Origin of the sequence: Acinetobacter sp. Colony158, from assembly GCF_019264745.1 — a bacterium.
GTDB lineage: Bacteria > Pseudomonadota > Gammaproteobacteria > Pseudomonadales > Moraxellaceae > Acinetobacter > Acinetobacter ursingii.
Genome location: NZ_CP078523.1, coordinates 2539995 through 2562553, shown reverse-complemented (window position 1 = coordinate 2562553; position 22559 = coordinate 2539995). Strand labels below are relative to the sequence as shown.

Below are 22559 nucleotides of genomic sequence, written 5' to 3'. Positions count from 1 at the left end.
TGAAGGAACCTGTATGAACGCGCTCACCGCACTCTCGCCACTTGACGGACGTTATGCAAGCAAATGTGATGCTTTACGTCCCTATCTTTCTGAGTTTGGTTTAATTCATGCTCGTGTGACTGTTGAAGTGCGTTGGTTACAAGCGCTTGCAAACCATCCAGAAATCATTGAAGTTGCAGCATTTTCAAGTGAAACCAATGCCGCTTTAGATGCCATTGTAAGCAATTTCTCTGAAGATGATGCCAATCGTATTAAAGAGATTGAACGCACTACCAATCACGATGTAAAAGCAGTTGAATACTTTTTAAAAGAAAAAATTGCGAATATTGATGAATTAAAAGATGCAGGTGAATTTATTCACTTTGCCTGTACATCTGAAGACATCAACAACTTGTCTCATGCTTTAATGCTTAAAAATGGTCGTGAAGTTTTAGTCGCTAGTATGAAACAAATTTTGAATGCGATTGCAGCTTTGGCGACGACGCATGCTGACCAACCCATGTTATCTCGCACACATGGTCAAACTGCAAGTCCAACTACGTTGGGTAAAGAGATGGCGAACGTTGCCTATCGTTTGGCTCGCCAAATCAAACAGTTCGAAAATGTTGAATTACTTGGCAAGATCAATGGCGCTGTAGGCAATTACAATGCGCACTTGTCAGCTTATCCAGAGATTGACTGGGCGGCACATGCACAAGCATTTGTTGAGTCTCTAGGTTTAGCATTTAACCCATACACTACGCAAATTGAGCCGCATGACTATATGGCGGAATTATTTGATGCACTACGTCGTTATAATACGATTTTGATCGATTTTAACCGCGATGTTTGGGGCTATATTTCTCTTGGCTATTTCAAGCAAAAATTAAAAGATGGTGAAGTGGGTTCTTCAACCATGCCACATAAAGTCAATCCAATTGATTTTGAAAACTCTGAAGGTAACTTAGGTATTGCCAATGCAGTACTCGGTCATTTAGGTGAGAAACTCCCTGTTTCGCGTTGGCAGCGTGATTTAACCGACTCTACTGTTCTTCGTAACATGGGTGTTGGTTTTGCTCAAAGCTTGATTGCCTTTGATGCTTGCTTAAAAGGGATTGGTAAACTTGAGTTAAATGCAAATCGCTTAAATGAAGATTTAAACCAAGCTCAAGAAGTTCTGGCTGAACCGATTCAAACGGTGATGCGTCGCTACAATGTTGAAAAACCATACGAAAAATTAAAAGCGCTCACGCGTGGTCAAGCAATGACCCGTGACATGATGGTGAACTTTGTCAATGGTGAGGAACTTGCTCAAGTTCCGGCTGATGAACGTGCTCGCCTTGCTGAACTGACTCCTGCAACCTATACGGGAAATGCAGCAGAACAAGCTCAACAAATCAACGATTTAATCAATAAGCTTTAATCGATATCAGTTAAAATAGAGCGGAATCATTGTAAAATGGTTCCGTTTTTTATCGCCTATTACAAACAAAAAAGAATGATTCGATATGATTGAGAAAAAATTTACCCTAAGACACTGGCTTGGCTTTCTGCTTATTTTTATTGAAATTGCGATTGCCAGCATTCATCCCCTAGAAGTTGAATCATATTTATTGCATCAAGTGGGGACTGTCTTGATGCTTATTTTATTGGTGATTAGCTTTAAAAAAATTGGCTTAGATTTTCTAAGTTTTAGTTTCTATCTGGGTTTTCTATTTATTCATATTCTGGCAGCTCATTATTTATATTCTTATGTACCTTATAACGACTGGATTAAAGCGATTTTCCATTTTGATTTAGATCATTTTTTTGGATGGCAGCGCAACATGTATGATCGTTTGGTACATTTTAGCTATGGCTTTTTGCTCTATCCATTTTTTTATCGTTGTTTTCAAGTTTGGTTTCCAACAGCCCAACCCCGTACCTTATTTTTGCTCGTCTTACAATTTGTCATGGCGTCCAGTATGGCCTATGAACTCATAGAGTGGGCCATCGCGATCGGCATGTCGCCTGAAGCGGCTGAAAAATATAATGGACAACAAGGTGATATGTGGGATGCGCATAAAGATATGCTCATGGCAACGATTGGAACCATAATCTATGGTTTGGGACAATATCTATTCAGTAAAAAGCACTCTTAATCGAGTGCTTTTAAAGATGCAGCAAAAAAATTAAAGTTTAGGATCACGCATCTGAACCAAATTACTATCCGCTTTACTCAAACTTTCCACAAATTTATTCATTACAGTTGGAATCAAATGGTCCGCCAATTGCGCAGCTTGCAGTCCAAGCTTTTCACCTAAGGTTGGACGCTTACGTGTGCTAATGACATAGACATCATGTTGTGGCAATAAGCCCAAAATGTATTCATCAGACGTTTGTAATTTATCAACCAGATTTAAATCCAAAGCATCTTGACCGTACCAATGCTCTCCTGTTGCGACTTTCTCAACATTCAGCTGTGGACGATACTTTTCTACAAAATGCTTAAATAGCGCATGTGTTTGTTGCAACTCTTCTTCAAATTTGGCTTTACCTTCAGGCGTATTTTCACCAAACATGGTCACGGTACGTTTGTATTCACCCGCTGTGTACAGTTCAAAATCGACATTATGCTGTTTCAGCAAACGATTAAAATTTGGAACCTGTGCCACAACACCAATAGAGCCTAAAATCGCAAATGGCGCTGAAATAATTTCACTCGCAATACAGGCCATCATATAACCACCACTTGCAGCCACTTTATCGACCACGATGGTGACATGAAACCCTGCATCACGCAGACGAACCAATTGTGCTGCTGCCAAGCCATAACCGTGTACCATGCCGCCTGGACTTTCTAAACGAACCACTACACGATCTTTTCCTGCTTTGGCGGTTGCTAATACCAGTGTAATTTCTTCACGTAGTTGTTCAACAGCAGATGCCTGAATATCACCTTTAAAATCGAGTACAAAGACTTTTTGGTTATTTTTCTTACGCGATCTGGATTCTTTCGCCAGTTGTTGAGTTAATTGTAATAGCTCAAATTTTGACGCAGTGGTTTGAGCTATTTTTTTACGCTGTTCATTCACTCGCGCGTTTAAATGGCTGACATGGAGTTCAGCGGGTAATTTAGGTAAATGAAATAGCATAAGCTGTTTATTCTCTACAGTTCCTGTTTATCAACAAAAGATGAGGGCTAAACCAGAAAATTTCAATATGACTTTTGAAAACAAGATGATATACAGCCATTTTTTCAATAAAAAAAGCACCCAAAGGTGCTTTTTCTAATAGAACAGAATTAACCAAAACGACCTGTAATATACGCTTCCGTCAACTGATGATCAGGTTGAGTAAAGACTTTTTCAGTAGAGTTCACTTCAATCAAGTCACCCAAATGAAAGTATGCGGTACGGTCAGAAACACGTGCTGCTTGTTGCATCGAGTGCGTTACAATTGCAATGGTGTACTGATTAGAAAGTTCAGAAATTAATTCTTCTACTTTAGCCGTTGCGATTGGATCAAGTGCTGAACATGGTTCATCCATCAGGATCACTTCTGGACTAACCGCAATGGTACGTGCAATACACAAACGTTGCTGCTGACCACCTGATAAGCCTGTTCCTGGCTGATTCAAACGATCTTTGACTTCATCCCACAAACCTGCTTTACGCAAACTATTTTCAACAATCTCTTCAAGATCGTATTTATCACGTGCCAAGCCATGTAGTTTCGGGCCATAAGCAACGTTGTCAAAAATTGATTTTGGGAATGGGTTTGGTTTTTGGAAAACCATACCAACTTGAGCACGTAGTAACACTACGTCCAAGTTTGGATCATAAATGTCGTGATTATCCAATAATACCTTACCCGTCACACGACAGCTATCAATCGTATCATTCATGCGATTTAGTGTGCGCAGAAAAGTTGATTTACCACAACCAGAAGGTCCGATAAAAGCAATCACTTCATTTTCATAAATACTGATATCAATGCCTTTAATCGCTTCGCTATCACCATAATAGACATGCACATCATTAGCACTGAGCTTGACGTTTTGCTTTGTTTCTTTTTTTGGACTCGTCTGAGTATCAAACTGTGAAACAAATGAAGTCTGACGTTTTGGTTCCGTTTCAGCACTGGTAAATTGCTTTTGATCAGAATTCACTGTTTTATCCTTTTCTAAGGCATTTGTTGTATCAATAGTATTCATCATCTCACCCTCTATTACCAACGCACTTCGAATTTTTTACGTAACCAAATTGCGAGGCTGTTTAAACCGATCATCATTGCCAAGAGCACAATAATGGCTGCTGCGGTACGTCCTTCAAAGAAGTTACGTAATTCATTACCCTGCCATAAGAAAATTTGAACAGGTAGGGCTGTTGATTGATCCAGTGGACTGGTAGGAATACTTGCGACGAAAGCACTCATACCAATTAAAAGTAATGGCGCAGTTTCACCCAAAGCCTGAGCCACACCAATGATCGCACCGGTTAAAATACCCGGCAATGCCAGTGGCAACACATGATGGAACACCACTTGCACCCGAGAAGCTCCTAAACCAAGCGCAGCTTGACGAATCGATGGTGGAACAGCTTTCAGGGCAGCACGCGTCGTAATAATAACGGTTGGAAGCGTCATCAAGCTGAGTACCAGACCACCAACCAATGGGGCAGATAAAGGTAAATGCATCCAGTTAATAAAGATCGCAGCGCCTAGCAAACCAAAGACAATCGATGGAACTGCAGCCAGATTATTAATATTGACTTCAATCACATCGGTAATCACGTTTTGTTTTGCAAACTCTTCCAGATATACCGCACTGGCAACACCAATTGGGATCGAAATAAAGATCACAATCAACATCATAAACAGCGAGCCCATAAATGCACCGGCTAAACCACTGGTTGCAGGCGAACTACGAGAGTCTGGATTGGTGAAAATATTGGTATTAAATGAATGTGTAAGTACGCCATTTTTTTCTAATTGATCGGCCAATTGACGTACTTCTGGACTCAATTGTTGTTGATCATCTGGCAGACTACGATCGATCTTACCTGTTAACCAGACATCGACATTGGCATCTGCAAGGAACTTGATATCTTCTCGCTTACCAATCAGTGATGGATCCTTAAAGACCATATCACGTAAACGATAAGATTCAGAGCTAGTGTACAAACTACTTAAATCATCACGTTTTGAAGCTAAAGATGGATCTTTGGCAATCAAACCATTTACGATTAATGCATCCCAATCGACCATACCCATTTTGGTTTGCCACTCAATATAGCGTTCCTGAAAATGGGCTGGTGTTTCCCCTGACGCCTGTACAGGTTTAGGGCCTGCATCAATGAGGGTCGGATCGAAATAAACAGGAACCGTCATACTGGTTTGCCAAAAAGCAGGTAAACCTTTTGCCAAGATACTACCAAATAACAGGGCAACAAATAACAGGCCAATCACAACCGCAGAAAAACCAAATAATCGAAATGTCGTTTCTTTGCGATGGCGTTTTGCCAAAGACTTTTGAATCGTATTCTTACGTTTTTCGCGTAATTCCGCTGCAACTTGTGGATCAAAACTATTTTGATTCAAAGGTGTAGAAGTATTTGATGTACTCATTCGTATTGCTCGCGATATTTACGCACAATATAAAGTGCAACAATGTTAAGACCTAAAGTGATTACAAACAGCGTCAAACCTAGAGCAAATGCAACCAGCGCCTGAGGACTTGCGAAATCTGTATCACCTGTTAATTGGTTGACAATCGTGACTGTCACTGTAGACACTGCTTCTAATGGATTGACATGAAGTAAAGGACTATTCCCTGCTGCCAGTACCACGATCATGGTTTCACCAATGGCGCGGGAAGCAGCCAATAAGAATGCACCAATAATGCCGGGCAATGCTGCTGGAATCACCACCTGACGAATCGTTTCAGATTTAGTCGCGCCAAGTCCAAGTGAACCATCACGTAGTGCACGTGGAACCTGAGTAATGATGTCATCCGAAAGTGAAGATACGAATGGGATAATCATAATGCCCATCACAAAACCCGCGGTGAGCGCACTGGTGGCATTGATATTAATGCCAACCAATTCACCCGCCATTTTAAAGAATGGGCCAATGATCATCAGGGCAAATACACCATACACAATGGTTGGAATACCCGCCAAAATTTCAATGGCTGGTTTTGCCCATGAACGCAACGTAGGAGAAGCGTATTCAGCCAGATAAATTGCGATCATCAAACCAATCGGCACTGAAACCAGTAAGGCAATACCACTCACCATGAGGGTGCCCCAAAGTAGCGGTAATAGACCGTAACTACCTTCTGCACTACCTGATGTACTAAAACCTGGATTCCACTCAGTACCAAAGAAGAAGTCGAGTGGGCTCACGAAAGAGAAAAATCTTAAGGCTTCACTAAACATTGACATCACAATGCCAAGTGTCGTCAGAATCGCTACGCCCGAGCAAAGTGCAAGCGTGATATTAATAATTTTTTCAACTTTATTACGTGCTCTAAAATTCTCTGCAACACGTTTTTTTGCAATCAATAAACCAACAATCGCAGCACAAAGCACTACCGCAAGTTTGGCATAGGAACCAATGGTCTGTACTTTAGCGAGTTGCGCTGCGGCGGCAAGTTCGTAAGCAGCGGGTTGATCGGTAACACCGAAACCAGAAGCAATTGCTTTAACACGATTCATCAATACTTCAATGCTGGTTTGATCCATTCCTGCCAAAGTTGCGGCTGGAACTTGATCCAAAACGACATGCTTTAAAATATTGGGTTCGACCAAATTCCAAACAATCAAAATTAAAAAAGCAGGGATACCACACCATAACGCGACCAATGCGCCATAATAGCCCGGTCGTGAATGTAATAATGCAGAGTTATTTCCCTTACCTGCTAGGCTGCGACTTTTGCTCAACCCAATTTGATAAGCTATGGCAATGAGTGCCAATAGCACGCCAATCAATAGCAGATTCATGTAATCTCCACCGTTTTCTCAATTTTCATTCTTTGAAAAAACCCAGTTAAACATCTTGCTAGACAAAAAGCTGATGAAGGTATCACACCCACATCAGCTCTCATTTTCAATCTATTATTTAACAGATTTACCTGCTTTAAAGTCTGCCAGTACTTTTGCACGTTCTGAATCAGACATTGAAATCAAGCCCGCTTTTTCAAGTTTAGAACCTTTACCTGAAGTCTTTTTGTTCAGGAAGAATTCTACATATTGCGGTAAGCCTTTAATTGATTTCACATGCTCGCCTTTCACATAGAAGAATAAAGGACGAGATACAGGGTAACTACCATTCAAAATCGTTTTTTCAGAAGGCGCTACATTGTTTACAGTTGCAACACGAAGCTTGTCACGGTTTTGGTCATAGAAGCCTAAACCAAATACACCAACTGCGCTAGGAGAGGTTTTTAAACGTGCCAGAGTTTCAGTATAGTCGCCTGCGATTTCAATCACACGACCATCCTTACGAAATGCTGAACAAGCTTTTTTCTGTTCTTCTTTGTCCATTTTTTTGAAGTAATCGTAAGCTTCACAGCCCGCTTCTACCATTTTTTCTTGGAATACTTCACGAGTACCGTGGTTAGAAGCTGGAATAACCAGTGTAATTGGCTCGTTTGGAAGTGATTTATCAATCTGATTCCAACGCGTATATGGGTTTGCGACCAATTGACCATTTGATGGTAGTTTTTCAGCAAGCGCAGCAAAAACAAAGGCTGGTTTTAATTTATAAGCCGCTTTGTTTGAGTTTGATGCAAATACAATACCGTCATAACCAATTTTGATTTCTTGTACTTGGTTTACGCCTGCTTTTTTACACGCAGCTAATTCTGTATCTTTAATTTTACGTGAAGCGTTTGCAATATCAATCGTGTTATCGCCAACACCTTGACAGAACTGTTTTAAACCACCAGATGTACCACCAGAACCGACTACTGGAGTTTTAAACTGTGGGAAAGTATTACCAAACTCTTCTGCAACAATACTTGCATAAGGTAAAACAGTGGATGAACCAGCGATCTGAATCGTATCACGGGCTGCATTCGCAGTTGTCGCGATAGCGGCCCCAGAAACTGCAAGTGCAATGGCAAGTTGACGTGGATTTAAGCGCATGCTCTTCTCTCTTTATTTAGCTTAAGTGGGTACATCACTGGGTAAGTGAGTGTGTGTACTTTCGATACATGCATTTTGATTTTAAAATATGACAATTAGGTGACAACTTGATGACGCTTTTGTGATAATTCGACCCTAAACTTTGATTTTTATAAAATTCTTTTAATTTCAATATGTAACTTCAATTTTCAATATAAGCTTTGTATTTTTATTTATCCATTAAAATGTAATATTTCATTATTCTGTCATAAAAAAGGCCACCGAAGTGACCTTTTCATAATCATAAGACTTAATCAATTGCAGGTGTATAAGTTCCTACAACGATGTCATCTTTAATACGATCACTTTCAGCAAGCACCAGTGCCAATAAGCTTTTCACATTATCCAGTGTTGCCACTGGGCTAAGTGTCGTCATTTTTAAAGACTGGACTTGCCCAACTTTAGTCACACCAATATTGGCATCGCCACGCGCAAACAATTCATCTGCAACATTTTGATTCAGACTATCGATAAATTCAGCAGGATAATCTTGAGGCACAACACGGAACAATACTGAAGCAAATTGTGGTTCAACCAGAAGCTCAAGCCCATCTGTTGCTTTAATATAATCAGCAACTTCACGAGTAAGCGTCACACCATGATCAATCATGGAACCATACAGTTCTTCACCCAATGCTTCCACTGTCATCCAGAGCTTTAAGGCATCAAAACGTCGAGTGGTTTGCAATGATTTAGAGACCAGATTTGGTACACCATGTTCTTCATCGTAAGCAGAGTTCAAATATTCTGCTTCATAATGCATAAAGCGATAATTCGCTTCATCCTTCAATAAGAATGCACCACAGCTAATGCTTTGGAAATAATGCTTATGGAAGTCTAAAGTGATCGAATCGGAGAGTTCAATACCATCTAGCATATCACGATGTGCATTTGATAAAATCAATGCACCGCCCCAAGCGGCATCAATATGCATCCATGCACCATATTTATGGGTGATTTCACGGATTTTCTTGAGTGGATCAATCGCCCCTGCATCGGTTGTACCCGCAGTAGCCACCACACATGCCACGATTTTGCCTTCCGCTTGTAAATGCGCCATGGTTTTTTCAAGCGCATCCACATCCATTTGGGCATTATCATTCACAGGAACGGTCACTACCGACTGAAAGCCCATGCCCATCATCGCCATGTTCTTTTGCACAGAGAAATGTGCATTTTCAGAACAAATCACTTTAACGTTTTTCATGGCTTCCGCAGGAATGCCATCACGTTGAACTGACCACGGTTGACCGTTTTCATTTTTCCAATTCTTGGAAATACACCAGTCACGCGCCAGTAGGACACCCATCAGATTTGACTGCGTACCACCTGAGGTAAACACGCCTGCTTGGCCAGACCCGTAACCAACCTTTTGACGTAACCAGTCAATCAATTGCACTTCCATCAAAGAACCCGCAGGGCTTTGATCCCACGAATCCATCGACTGGTTAGTCGCATTGATCAGCACTTCCGCGATCTGGCTAGTCACCATCGTTGGACAATGCAAATGTGCGAGAGAATATGGATGATGTACCTTTAAGCTTTTGTTGAGAAATAACTCAACCATACGACTTAAAGACTGGTGTAAGCCCATCCCTTCTTTTGAAGGATTAAAAGAAATCGCTGAACGCAACTCCTTAATGCTCCCACCTGTATACATTTTGTCATTTTGCAACCATGCAGCAACGGCTTTCACCGCCTCATCCATTGCTGACTGATAGTCAGCAATAGAACCAGCATCATTGCAGAGTAACGCTTTACGATGTTCTGCAAAATCAACCATGCGATTAGCCTCGAACTGCTTTAAGTGCTTCACCCATTGCTTTTTTGAAACGCGCAAGCACTTCAACACATTCATCCTGAGAGATGATCAGTGGGCAAAGTAAACGAATCACGGTACCGTTACGACCACCTTTTTCAAGCAATAGTTTATTGTTGAAACAAGCGGTTTGAATGGCAGCAGCCAATTGTGCATCAGCTGGACGTGAACCAATACGATCTACTGGTTTACGTTCATCTACGATTTCGACACCAATCATCAGGCCGCGACCACGCACGTTACCGATACATGGAAATTCCTGAGCCAATTTTTTCAATTCAGCTTGCAGGTAATCACCACGCTCTTGTGCATTTTTGGCTAGGTTTTGTTCTTTAATGGTATTTAACACCACTAAACCTGTACCCATTGCCAATTGGTTACCACGGAAAGTACCGGTATGACCCGCAGGTTGCCATGCATCAAACTTACGTTTAATACCCAATACTGCAAGCGGTAAACCACCACCCACAGCTTTTGACATGACAACAACATCAGGCTCAATACCTGCATGTTCAAAAGCAAACATTTTGCCTGAACGTGCAAAACCAGCCTGAACTTCGTCCAGAATTAAAACGATATTGTGCTTTTCAGTCACTTCACGGATTTTTTGCAACCATTTCACTGGCGCAGTCACGACACCGCCTTCACCTTGAATTGCTTCAAGAATCACGGCAGCAGGCTTGGTGACACCGCTTTCAACATCTTCAATTAAATTTTCAAAATAATAAGTTAATGCATCAACACCCGCTTCACCGCCAAGTCCTAATGGACAACGGTACTCATGCGGATATGGCATAAACTGTACGCCCGGCATTAAATTATTCACGGCATTTTTAGCACTGAGATTCCCTGTCATTGCAAGAGAACCATGCGTCATACCATGATAACCGCCAGAGAAACTAATCACTGAGCTACGCCCAGTATAAGTTTTGGCAAGTTTAATCGCTGCCTCGGTCGCATCTGCACCAGATGGACCACAGAACTGTAAGCAATATTCTTCCTGACCGCCAGGCAAGTAAGAGAGTAATGCTTCAGTAAATGCATCTTTCAAAGGAGTTGTTAAATCTAAAGTATGTAAAGGCAGACCGCTTGCTAAAGTGTCTTGAATACTTTGAATCACCGCAGGATGATTGTGGCCTAAAGCCAATGTCCCTGCCCCCGCTAGACAGTCAAGGTATTGAGTACCTTCGACATCTGTAACCCAACAGCCTTGCGCTTTGGCAATGGCTAACGGTAATTTACGCGGATAACTACGAACATTCGATTCCATCTGACTTTGGCGAGTCAAGTAGTATTCGTTAGTTGAATGGGTGGCAGGATTTACAGAATTAACGCTCATATCGAATTACCATCTCTGATATGGGTTGAAAGAAATAAGTCTGGTGACTTGCGGTCCTTTGACTCGGTGCTTGTAGGATTCTAGTTAGGCAACATTTGCTTTCTTATCACTAGGAGGGCGATGATACCCTTTTTTGTATAAAAATAAAGACCTTTTGGTCTATAATTTCATGCAGATAGATCAAAAAAAATAAATGCCTAACTCCTTGAACAATTTATAATCATACTATGTGACAAGCGAAAGAAAATACGCTTTTTTTATCTACTATTTTGCTTTTGATAAATTTAACATTTATTTTATCATCAAGAATAATTAAGCATATGATTTTTAATAGTTTAGCTGTCAATATGTAGATTCTAATTACATCTAAATTATTACAAACTCTCCACAAAAGATGTTTAAGTTCTACATCACTGATCATTAAGATAGATCGAGATAAAAACAATTTTTTATTTTATATTCTAAGGAGATGTTATGCGCCATTTATTATTAGGCAGTGTATTACTTTCTGCGAGCATGAGTCCTGCTGTATTTGCAGCAGAAAATGAGTCGCTTAACTATAATGTCGTGAACGTTCAGGCAGAAGCATCCCGTCAGGTGTCCAATGATGAAATGCATGCCACACTTTATATTGAAAAAAGTAATAAACAACCTGCTGCATTGGCTACACAAATTAATCAACTGATGAATGAAGCGATGGCAGTCTCGCGTAAATATCCACAGGTTAAAGTAGAAACAGGCGCGCAAAGCACTTATCCAGTTTATGACAATGACAGCAGTAAGTTTAAGGAATGGCGTGGACGTGCTGAAATCCGTCTGGAAAGTAAAGACTTTAAAGCTGCAAGTCAGTTGATCAGTGAATTACAACAAAACTTCCAGACCCAATCGATCAATTTCACAGTCTCGGATGAACAACGTAAAAAAGTTGAAAATGAGCTCATGGTGGAAGCATCCAAAAACTTCCAGCAACGTGCGCTAGTGATTACACAGGCATGGAATAAAAGTAGCTATAATCTGGTTAATCTCAATTTAAATACCAATAATTATTTCCCACAGCCCATCATGATGCGCGCCAGTATGGCAAAATTCGCTACGGCTGAAGCTGCCCCTGCACAGGATGTTGCAGCAGGTGAATCTAAAATTACAGTCAGTGCGAATGGTACGATTCAGTTTAAATAATTACCTAATTACGAAAAAATAGAGAGCATTAGACTCTCTATTTTTAATCATAATGACGCAAATACTATTTCTTAAACGGAAATGCATATTTCAAAATACGACCTATGACTTGCCCATACTGCTTAACCAAACTGGCATTGTTGTAGTTAATACCATATTTTTTACACACCGCTTCAACTTTGGGTGCCATTTTTCGATAACGACGTGCAGGTACATCTGGAAATAAATGATGTTCAATTTGGTGACTCAAATGTCCCGTCAAAATATGAAAAACTTCTGAACCTGTCAGGTTTGAAGAACCACGAATTTGACGCATATACCAATGTCCACGGCTTTCATTTTGTAAAACTGTTTTTGGAAAAACCTCAACGTCTTTAGTAAAGTGTCCACAAAAAATAATACTAAATGTCCAGATATTGCGAATCCCATTTGCGACAAGATTACCTGTAAATACAGGCAAAGCCGCAGGCCCTGCAATCAATGGAAAAAAGACATAGTCTTTAAATAACAACTTGCCCATTTTTTTCTGTGCAGGTTTCCAATCTGCCATAAACTGTTTCCATGTTCTGCGCTTATAGATCAGTTTTCCAATTTCCAGATTTTGAATCGCGACACCCCATTGGAATAGCAAACAAAATGGAATGCTATAGATAGGTTGCAACAAGAATCCTGGTTTCCAACGTTGTTCTGGGAATAATCGTAATAAACCATAGCCAATATCATCATCCATACCTTTAATATTGGTATAGGTATGATGTTTAAAATTATGGGTTTGACGCCAGTTATCTGCTGTTCCTACGGTATCCCATTCATAAGTTTGTCCATTAAATTTGGGATCATTCATCCAGTCGTATTGTCCATGCATCACATTGTGACCCATTTCCATATTTTCCAGAATTTTGGAAACACCCAATAGACCAGTTCCCAAAACCCATGCTGGCGGGAACCAGCCTGCAAATAAACAAGCACGTCCTAAAACGCTGGTATAACGAATTGCACTATAGACACGGCGAATGTAGGCAGCATCTTTTTCACCAATATCATCCAAGACTTCTTGCTTGATTTGATCCAACTCTTGAGCAAATTGATCTAACTCAGCTTGGGTTAATTCTCTATTTTTTGGATTTTTAAAATATTCAACTTTGACAGGCATATTCATGGGAGTTCTCTCTTTAAAGGTCGATCACAACATCAGACTTGGCTGAACTAACACAGATTTTAATGTGATTTTTTGGTTCGCTATTTTCACTGGCATTGAGCAAATCTTGAGTAGTGCCTTGCGTCTTTTGGCAGACGCACTTATGACAGATGCCCATGCGGCAGCCGTAAGTAGGCTTGATATTGGCCTGTTCAAGTCCAGCCAAAATGGATTGTCCTTTAGGAATGGCGACTGTTTTATTGGAACGACTTAAAGTGACATTGACAAAGCCTGTGTCATTGTCAGAGATTTGAGTCAAACTAAATGCTTCACTCATAAAGCATTGAGCATGACCAAACAATTCTTCCGCAGTTTTCACAAAACCTGAAGGTCCACAAGCATAGACGGTTGTATTTTCCAGATTTTCGATTGCAGCCAAATGCGTTACATTTAAACGGCCATCGTGTTGCGCATCTTGTGTACTAAAAATTTTGTACTCAAATTGTGGATATTGCACTGCAAGTTGTTCAAACTCTGAGGCAAAAGCGGCTTCATCTCGATGTTTAACCCAATATAAAAGTTTGACTTGGACTTGAGTCAATTGCTGATTGCGCTTCAGTTGTTCGATCAGGCTGTACATTGGAGTAATACCACTGCCCGCAGCCAGTAAGACCACATTTTGTTGATCATCTAGTTGCATATCGCCAAAGGGCTGACCAAGTTCTAGAATGTCACCCACTTGGCTTTGCTCGTGTAACCAAGTACTGACTTTACCATCAGCAATTTTTTTTACCGTCAAAATCAGATCGCCATTGCGCTCCGTTAAGCTATAGCTACGCTCATATAAACGGCCATCTATCTTAACTTTCACTGGATGATGCTGGCCTGCCTTGCCCAACTTCACATGACGATTGGTTTGCAAAGTTAAACTGATCGTATCTTTTGCAACTTGTTTTTTTTCTATAATTTGCGCCAAGGCACGTGATGTCGACCAAATTGGATTAACTTTTTGTAGCCAAAAATCAGCTGCATGCGGATCGAACACTGATTGTGTCAATGTACGAAAGAGTGATGGACTCTTTTGAATTGCTTGCATAGTAATGCCACTCTAGGTTGCTTTTTAATTATTATACACATGTATATAAACCTGTATATACACTTGTACTTTTATTTACATTTCCCAACGGCCTAGCTCTATGGTTATAATGATTCAATACCGACAATGTATTGAAAAATATGACCGCTTCTTCCCTTTCTTCAACGCTTGCTTCTCATTCTGACACTCCTGAATTTGATCAGAAAACACCTAGCCGTACCGTAGGTCGTAAAGCAACCATTACCAAAGAGGAATTATTTGAAGCCGCCTTAAACTTGATTGGACCAGAAAAAAGTATCACATCTTTAAGTTTAAGAGAAGTTGCACGTGAAGCTGGTATTGCCCCGAATAGTTTTTATCGCCATTTTAAAGACATTGATGAACTGGCAATTGCACTGATTGATCGTTCAGGAATTGTGTTACGTCAAATTATTCGCGAATCTCGATTACAAGCCTCTAAACAAAACAGTATCATTCGCAGTTCAGTCGAAGTATTTATTCAGCAGCTTGATACCGATGAAGGCAATTTAAGCTTATTACTGCGTGAAGGCTTTACTGGTTCCAAATCCTATAAAGAAGCCGTAGAACGTCAACTCATTTTCTTTCAACAAGAATTGCAAGAAGATTTAATTCGTCTAGAACGACTAAACCGTAGCAAACTTTTTCATCCAGACCTTGTTGCCAAAGCCATTACTCAATTGGTGTTTAATATGGGGGCAAAAGTCATTGATTTACCTCATGAACAGCGTGAAGAAGTTGCGGAACAGACGATGGTGATGATTCGTATGATTTTAGAGGGTGCGCGTCATCTAGATGAATCAAAAATACGCTAATTCTTTGACTTTACAAATAAAAGTCAAATAAAAAATTCTGATACAAAACTTGAATAATAAAAACAATTCTCAATTAGATATTGTGATAGCTTAAAAATACAACATTAAGTCAGACCAATTTTAATTGGTTAATATCATCTCAATACGGGGTTATCATGAGTAAATCAACTTCAAAAGTATTAAAAGTTTATACACGAAATAATTTAGATGCGTCAGTCAAAGAAGCTACGGTTAAAATTTTAAATCAAATTCTTGCGAATCTAATTGATCTTTCATTGCTGACTAAACAAGCGCACTGGAATATGCGTGGCAGCAATTTTATTGCCGTACATGAAATGTTGGATACCTTTAGAACTTCGCTTATCACGCACTTGGATAACGTTGCTGAACGTGCAGTTCAGATTGGTGGAACTGCATTGGGGACGACTCAAGCCGTGAGTAACACGTCACATTTGAAAGCTTATCCAGTTGAAATTCACGATGTGCAGGATCACTTAAAAGAGTTGGCCGATCGTTACGCGATTGTAGCGAATCATTTACGCGACACGATTGATGAAATTGAAGATCCAATTTCTGAGGATATTATTCATGCAGCTCTAGAGGATCTGGATCAATATTTATGGTTCCTTGAAGCCAATATCGATCAGGACAAGACGGCTTAATCTGAATCTTAAGGCTATACGCTTTTAAATCACAAAAGGACGAATCAATTCCTCCTTTTGTATTTTTAACTGATTCAAAAATTTATGGTTTTACTACGACCATTACTTGAATGGCTTCAGGGGTCACAGCTAATCCATCCAGTAAATTTAAACCTTCTTTTTGCAATTTTTGCAGACGTTCAATTTCATCTGGACGAATACTTGGATTGAACTGTTTTAAATAGCTCAAACGTTCAATTTCATATTGCCATTTTTGACCATAATGTTGTTTGGCTTGTTCAATCAAGCTCGGTAAAGACGTTTTTGCAATATCAAGTGCCTGAGTATAGCGTTGTTCAATCACTTCTCGACGCGCTTTCACGACCTGACGACAGCTATTACCATCCAGATGATGCAAATAAGGCTTCAAAATCGCTGGATCAATCTTTTCAGACAAATCCTGACCCGTTTCACTCAGCAATACACGAATCAACTGTTTTGGTAAGCTTGACGGAAGATTAAGAGCTTTAGGGGCAACCACATCTACTTTGAACCAGACTTCAATCAATACGGAGCCTTGTTTAAGTGCATTAGACTTTAATACCGCCACATTGGTACTACCAAAGGCTTGGGTATTGATCAACTCCATGACACTTTCCACAAACGGATGTTCCAATGTCAGGTATTGCGCATCTTCACGAATTTGCGCCTGATCACGATAAAAAGTCGCGGTCATGCCCTCTTCATCTAGGGTTAAACCCTGTACCTGCATTTGATCAGTCGGTTTGATAATAACCGTACCATTACTTTGCTCATCAAAGTCGATATTGGTGGATGACATAAATCGCTTCATAAACATCGGCAGCGTGGTATTGTCATCATAATCTTCAAGCGCTTCTACAATCTGTTGTGCAACGACAGGACGACAAGAATTGTACTCCAGCAAACGATCACGACCCGCTTGTAACTCAGCTTCCAATGCCTGACGCTGAACATTCACTTCTTCAAGTAAATCTTCAAAACGCTGTCCAAGATCAGCCAATAAGCATTCTTTTAGATCGACAATAAAATTTTCCTGTAACGTTTGCGCGGTTGGCGAAATGCTACCAAAAATATTCAATGCTTCGTTGTACCAACGGAACATTCGTTCTTGCGCAGTTCCAATTAAATAAGGCACATGAATCTGAATACGATTTTCCTGACCAATTCGATCCAGACGACCAATACGTTGCTCTAACACATCGGGATTTGCGGGTAGATCGAATAAAATCAAATCACTGGCGAACTGGAAATTACGACCTTCGGAACCAATTTCAGAGCAGAGCAAAATCTGCGCACCATAACTATCTTCAGCGAAATATGCAGCAGCCTGATCACGTTCCAGTAAGCTCATCCCTTCATGGAACATCGCGGTACGAATACCTGCGTGTAAACGCAATGCATTTTCCAGTGCTTCAACCACAGGTCCGCTACGCGCAATCAGTAATACTTTTTTATGTTTTAAATCTTTACGCAAAATTTCCATGAGCCATGCGACGCGTGGATCTGTTTCCATCCACGCACCATCCAGTTGACCTTCTTCGGGCCACATTTGCTCACGCAACTTACCATCCATCGACCAATCTGCGGGTGCTGGCAAAGCGGCAGGCTGACAATCACGTCCTGGGAAACCCTGAATCGCTTCACGGGTATTACGGAACAAGATACGACCCGTTCCATGACGATCCAATAATTCTTGAATGGCTTGATAACGCTGTTCAGGTTGATCATCAATACGATGACCCAATAAACCTTCAAGCGCAGCTAAATGCTCTTCTGTTAATGCTTCATGTGACATCAGTACTTCAGCAACTTTCGCAGTTTGCTGATATTGCTCTTCTTCGTCCAAAAAACGATCCAGACGACTAAAACGTTGCGGATCGAGTAAACGTAAACGGGCAAAGTGACTTTCTACACCCAATTGCTCAGGCGTTGCAGTGAGTAGCAGCACACCCGCAGTTTGCTGAGCAAATTCTTCGACCAGATCGTAACGGTCATTACCACCTTCTTCTTCGCTCCACATCAAATGATGTGCTTCATCGACCACCAGCAAGTCAAAACCTGCTTCAAGCGCCTGCTCACGCAAATCTTCATGATCAATCATCAAGTCAACGCTAGCAATAATGCATTGTTCAGTCGAAAATGGATTTAAGTCTGGATCATGTTCTTTCATCGACGCAGTACGCGTCAAATCAAATAAAGAAAAATGCAGATTGAAACGGCGACGCATTTCAATCATCCACTGATATTGCAATGAGTCTGGTACCAAAATCAGGATACGTTCGGAGCGTCCAGTTTTAAGTTGCTGATGAATAATTAAACCTGCTTCAATGGTTTTGCCCAGACCCACTTCGTCTGCAAGCAAAACACGCGGCGCAAAACGCTGACCGACTTCGTGTGCAATATAAAGTTGATGTGGAATTAAGCCAACACGCGCACCAATCAAACCGCGCAAAGGACTGGTTTGCATTTGCGCCTGCATGATCAACGCTTCTATGCGTAAATCGTACCATTCCTTATAATCGACTTGACTCGCCAGCAAGCGATCTACAGGTTTAGATAACTGAATTTGAGCGCCAATACGGGTTTCATTCAGTGCTTTGCGCTCTTGTTCACCACTTTCTAGAGTACGTACGACATTGTAGCGTAACACCCCATGACGATCTTCGATGGATTCAACCAGCCACTTGCTGCCTTCTTGATCCTGCACTTCATCATTGATATTAAAAATAATACGCGATAAAGGTGCATTGTTGCGTGCATAGACACGAGTTTCATCACTTTTTGGGAATAAAATGCTGATTGAACGTTCATCAACATCAATTAAAACACCCAAGCCGAGTTCAGTTTCCGTATCTGATAACCAACGTTGACCAATAGCAAACTGCTGCAATTTTTCCACCTTTATCTCAAATTTGCACCACACATTTTACGCTGTTCATTTGATTAAATGTCAGTCATTTTGTGTAGTCTTTAAGCACATATTTTGACACAAAGCTCATTAAAAAAAATGAGCTTTTCACGATTGTTAAAAAAGTTTTGACACTAAAACGGAACAGGACAATAAAATGTCAGTAGCTCTCCCGTTTTAGGATGATGAAAACTCAAGCTCATCGCATGTAAGCACAAGCGAGGCATAAGTTGCTGATATTTTTCATCTGCATATAAAGTATCACCCACAATCGAATGACCTAAATATTGCATATGTACACGTAATTGATGCGAACGACCTGTAATCGGAGTCAATTGTACTCGCGTTACAGGCTGACCTTGCCATTCAAGATGTTCAATGACCTTCCAGTGCGTTAATGCAGGTTTGTGATGTGCTGGATCCACAATATGCAACGGCGGACGTTCAGGATCGTAGATCACTGGAATATCAACCGAACCTTCACCTGTCAAATTGCCCGCGACCACTGCCTGATAGATTTTATCAGTTTCACGCGCCTGAAACTGCTTTGAAATATGAGTTTGCGCAGCTTTCGATAAAGCAAATACCAAAATGCCAGAAGTATCACGATCCAGACGATGAATCAGTAAAGTACGTGGCTCCTCTGCGACTAATCGCGTTAAGACACTATCATGTAAATCACCTTTTCCTGGAACACTAAGTATGCCTGCTGGTTTATGAACGACTATAAAATCGTCATCACGATGAATCAGGTGATCGCTTAGAAAATTACTCAAAATCTATTCCGGAAGTGATTTTTAAATCAGCGGGCAATAATAAAAATCTTAAGACAGAAATACAATGCAAAAACAGCATTTTTCCCAAAGTTTTTATTCGAGCTTGGTGTCAGCATTGAGTTTTCACACAATAAAGACAGTTATATTCAGTATTTATGAAATTTGCTGAAAGAAATCGTGGATTGCTGTCTGTGCGATTTCAGCATCTTCAAAAGATTTAGCACCAGAAACTCCAATCGCCCCGATCAATTGCCCTTCATAAATAATCGGCTCCCCCCCTTCAAGCATACCCGTTACACTTTCAAGCGTTAAAAAGCCCATTTGACCATTTCGTATAATGTCTTCATAAAATTTGGATGGACGGCGACTTAGGGCTGAACATTTCGCTTTTTCCAAACTTAAATGAGCCGTTAATGGTGTTGCGCCATCCATGCGTTTCATGATCAACAAAGCACCTGCTTCATCAACAATCGAAATGCTCATATTGAAACTGCGCTCAATCGATAACTCAACAGCACGATTCATTAAAATTTCAGCATCAGCCAACGTCAAATAGTGTTTAGTTTTCATGGTTATGCTCCATTAAAAAAGCCCGTCAAACGGGCTTTAGTGTCATTACTTCATCGATTGAAATGTGTCTTTTGCAGCTTGAATCGTAAATTCTATGTCCTCATCACTATGCGCAGCTGAGATGAATCCTGCTTCAAAAGCTGAAGGTGCAAAATTTACTCCACGATCCAACATACCATGAAAAAACTTTTTGAAAGCTTCAGTGTCACACGCAAGCATAGAATCGAAACTGGTAATGTCATCTTGATCGGTAAAGTACAAACCAAACATCGCCCCTGCTTGTTGAGTTTTAAATGGAATACCCGCTTCATCTGCCGCTGCTTGTAAACCTGCGAGCAATTTTTCAAGTTTTACATTCAGGTTCGTATAGAAATCTGGCTGGCGCAAATGCTTAAACATTTCAATGCCTGCGCGCATTGCCAACGGATTTCCTGACAAAGTTCCTGCCTGATATACGCCACCTAAGGGTGCGATACACTCCATAATTTCACGTTTACCGCCAAATGCACCGACAGGAAGACCTGCACCAATAATTTTACCCAAAGTAGTCAAATCTGGTTTGACGTTATAATACGCTTGCGCTCCGCCTAGAGCCACGCGAAACCCTGTCATGACTTCATCAATAATAAATACAGCGCCGTATTCATCACAGACATCACGAATCGCTTGAAGAAAACCATCGATCGGTTTTACCAGATTCATATTACCTGCCACAGGCTCTACAATCACACCAGCAATTTCATGTCCAAATTTGGCAAAACATTCTTTTAATGCAGCAATATCGTTATATGGAAGGGTTAAGGTATGTTTCGCAAAATCAGCAGGCACACCTTTAGAGGTTGGCTCACCCTCACCTTTAGTGAGTAGACCTGAACCCGCTTTAACCAGTAATGAATCCGAATGCCCGTGATAACAGCCTTCAAACTTCACGATTTTGTCACGTCCCGTATAGCCACGTGCCAAACGGATCGCGGTCATAGTCGCCTCTGTCCCTGAATTGGTCATACGTACCAATTCAATAGAAGGCATAATGTCGCAAATAATATCGGCCAAAGTAGTTTCATGCACAGTGGGCGCACCAAAGCTTAAACCATCTTCAGCTGCTTTTTGGACTGCCTGAATAATATCGGGATGCGCATGACCCAAAATCATAGGGCCCCAAGAACCGACATAATCCACATAACGCTGATCATCTTCATCCCAGAGATAAGCGCCTTTGGCTTTTTTAATAAATACCGGAGTTCCACCAACGCCATTAAAGGCACGAACAGGAGAATTGACACCGCCAGGAATATGCTTACTGGCTTGCTCAAATAATTGCACTTGTTTTGGAGATAAACTCATGAATACTCTCGATACTTGTAAATTCAGTTAAAAATCAGAATGCAGAACATTTTTCTTTGAATCAGGCTTTAATCAAAAACCGATGGATTCTTTAGATCAGGCATCTGCAAATAACGCAGCCCACGCATGAACACGCGCAGGAATCTCTGGAACTGGAAGGCCTAATATATCACTAATCACAGCACACAAGTCAGCACCGCTTTCAATCACTGCTTTGGAATTTTCAACAGTTAGACCACCTATGGCACAGATCGGAACATTGACTTTTGAACGTGCCTGTTTCAATGTTTCTAAACCAATATTGCCTGCTTCGGGTTTGGTCGTCGTTGCATAGACTGCACCGAAAGCCACATAAGTTGCACCGTCAATAATCGCTTGTTCAGCCAGCTCAATCGAGTTGGCACAGGTTCGACCAATAATCGCATTGGGTGCTAATCTGGCTTTGGCATCAGTAATTTCACCATCCGACTGACCTAAATGCACACCCAGCTTAAACTGGGCGGCCAAAATCAAATCATCATTAATGATTAAAGGTACCTGATATTTCTCACAGAGCCATTTAATCGCATCGACTTCAGCGGGTTGATTGAGTGGCGGTACTTTTTTACGACGATACTGTAAAATCGCCACTTGACCCGTAGCCAAAGCTGCTTCTAATTTTTCCAATAAGAGTTCGATCGGATCATCATTGGTAATTAAATATAAACCACGCATTACATTTATATCT

At 40.8% G+C, this 22559-nt stretch carries 19 protein-coding genes; 5 read left to right on the top strand and 14 right to left on the bottom strand.

The genetic code is table 11. From position 1 onward, the window contains the following. The first annotated feature begins 13 nt into the window (after positions 1-13). Positions 14-1402, top strand: coding sequence for an adenylosuccinate lyase (gene purB / locus JR005_RS10350; protein WP_004988359.1), 1389 nt, complete (start codon positions 14-16; stop codon positions 1400-1402). A gap of 85 nt (positions 1403-1487) precedes the next feature. Beyond that, positions 1488-2120, top strand: a complete 633-nt coding sequence (locus tag JR005_RS10345) for a DUF2238 domain-containing protein (RefSeq protein ID WP_004988360.1) — start codon at positions 1488-1490, stop codon at positions 2118-2120. A 30-nt stretch (positions 2121-2150) separates the two neighbouring features. On the opposite strand, the gene sohB is transcribed toward JR005_RS10345, so the two are convergent. The 7 genes from sohB to JR005_RS10310 form a co-directional block, all read right to left on the bottom strand. Then, on the bottom strand, positions 2151-3113 hold the full coding sequence (gene sohB / locus JR005_RS10340; protein WP_126624494.1) for a protease SohB: 963 nt from the start codon (positions 3111-3113) through the stop codon (positions 2151-2153). A gap of 149 nt (positions 3114-3262) precedes the next feature. Beyond that, the gene (pstB, locus tag JR005_RS10335) at positions 3263-4177 is read right to left on the bottom strand and encodes a phosphate ABC transporter ATP-binding protein PstB (protein WP_370684998.1); all 915 of its coding nucleotides are present in this window, start codon (positions 4175-4177) and stop codon (positions 3263-3265) included. An 11-nt stretch (positions 4178-4188) separates the two neighbouring features. Further along, the gene (gene pstA, locus JR005_RS10330; protein ID WP_218665001.1) at positions 4189-5586 is read right to left on the bottom strand and encodes a phosphate ABC transporter permease PstA; all 1398 of its coding nucleotides are present in this window, start codon (positions 5584-5586) and stop codon (positions 4189-4191) included. Beyond that, positions 5583-6962, bottom strand: coding sequence for a phosphate ABC transporter permease subunit PstC (gene pstC / locus JR005_RS10325; RefSeq protein WP_151726193.1), 1380 nt, complete (start codon positions 6960-6962; stop codon positions 5583-5585). The genes pstA and pstC overlap by 4 nt, the downstream gene beginning before the upstream one ends. Before the next feature lie 114 nt (positions 6963-7076). Next, on the bottom strand, positions 7077-8108 hold the full coding sequence (locus JR005_RS10320) for a substrate-binding domain-containing protein (protein ID WP_218665000.1): 1032 nt from the start codon (positions 8106-8108) through the stop codon (positions 7077-7079). A gap of 289 nt (positions 8109-8397) precedes the next feature. Beyond that, entirely contained in the window at positions 8398-9930 is a 1533-nt protein-coding gene (locus tag JR005_RS10315) for a pyridoxal phosphate-dependent decarboxylase family protein (RefSeq protein ID WP_126624498.1), read from the bottom strand. Positions 9931-9934: 4 nt separating this feature from the next. Further along, the gene (locus JR005_RS10310) at positions 9935-11305 is read right to left on the bottom strand and encodes a diaminobutyrate--2-oxoglutarate transaminase (RefSeq protein WP_004988376.1); all 1371 of its coding nucleotides are present in this window, start codon (positions 11303-11305) and stop codon (positions 9935-9937) included. A gap of 474 nt (positions 11306-11779) precedes the next feature. On the opposite strand from JR005_RS10310, the gene JR005_RS10305 reads away from it, so the two are divergent. Next, positions 11780-12484 carry an SIMPL domain-containing protein gene (locus JR005_RS10305; protein WP_004996945.1) on the top strand — a complete coding sequence of 235 codons (705 nt, stop codon included), beginning with the start codon at positions 11780-11782 and terminating at the stop codon, positions 12482-12484. A 64-nt stretch (positions 12485-12548) separates the two neighbouring features. On the opposite strand, the gene JR005_RS10300 is transcribed toward JR005_RS10305, so the two are convergent. Beyond that, positions 12549-13643 carry a fatty acid desaturase family protein gene (locus JR005_RS10300; RefSeq protein ID WP_119686629.1) on the bottom strand — a complete coding sequence of 365 codons (1095 nt, stop codon included), beginning with the start codon at positions 13641-13643 and terminating at the stop codon, positions 12549-12551. 13 nt (positions 13644-13656) lie between these two features. Then, positions 13657-14718, bottom strand: a complete 1062-nt coding sequence (locus tag JR005_RS10295) for a ferredoxin reductase (RefSeq protein WP_126624499.1) — start codon at positions 14716-14718, stop codon at positions 13657-13659. A gap of 140 nt (positions 14719-14858) precedes the next feature. Between JR005_RS10295 and fabR the strand changes: the two genes are divergently transcribed. Together fabR and dps are read left to right on the top strand one after the other, a co-directional pair. Beyond that, positions 14859-15551 (top strand): HTH-type transcriptional repressor FabR, encoded by a 693-nt coding sequence (fabR, locus tag JR005_RS10290; protein ID WP_218664999.1) that lies wholly within the window; start codon positions 14859-14861, stop codon positions 15549-15551. Between the two features lie 155 nt (positions 15552-15706). Then, entirely contained in the window at positions 15707-16213 is a 507-nt protein-coding gene (gene dps, locus JR005_RS10285) for a DNA starvation/stationary phase protection protein Dps (protein WP_004996931.1), read from the top strand. Between the two features lie 82 nt (positions 16214-16295). Here dps and rapA read toward each other — a convergent pair whose 3' ends face one another. The 5 genes from rapA to thiE form a co-directional block, all read right to left on the bottom strand. Then, positions 16296-19133: an RNA polymerase-associated protein RapA gene (rapA, locus tag JR005_RS10280; RefSeq protein WP_218664998.1), complete on the bottom strand. Its 2838-nt coding sequence runs from the start codon at positions 19131-19133 to the stop codon at positions 16296-16298. A gap of 143 nt (positions 19134-19276) precedes the next feature. Next, on the bottom strand, positions 19277-19918 hold the full coding sequence (locus JR005_RS10275) for an RluA family pseudouridine synthase (RefSeq protein WP_218664997.1): 642 nt from the start codon (positions 19916-19918) through the stop codon (positions 19277-19279). 153 nt (positions 19919-20071) lie between these two features. After that, entirely contained in the window at positions 20072-20488 is a 417-nt protein-coding gene (locus JR005_RS10270) for a GlcG/HbpS family heme-binding protein (protein ID WP_004988402.1), read from the bottom strand. Between the two features lie 45 nt (positions 20489-20533). Further along, a complete protein-coding gene (gene hemL / locus JR005_RS10265; RefSeq protein WP_218664996.1) occupies positions 20534-21832 on the bottom strand; it encodes a glutamate-1-semialdehyde 2,1-aminomutase in 1299 nt (432 codons plus the stop codon). A 96-nt stretch (positions 21833-21928) separates the two neighbouring features. After that, positions 21929-22546, bottom strand: a complete 618-nt coding sequence (gene thiE, locus JR005_RS10260) for a thiamine phosphate synthase (RefSeq protein ID WP_005004776.1) — start codon at positions 22544-22546, stop codon at positions 21929-21931. Positions 22547-22559 lie beyond the last annotated feature (13 nt).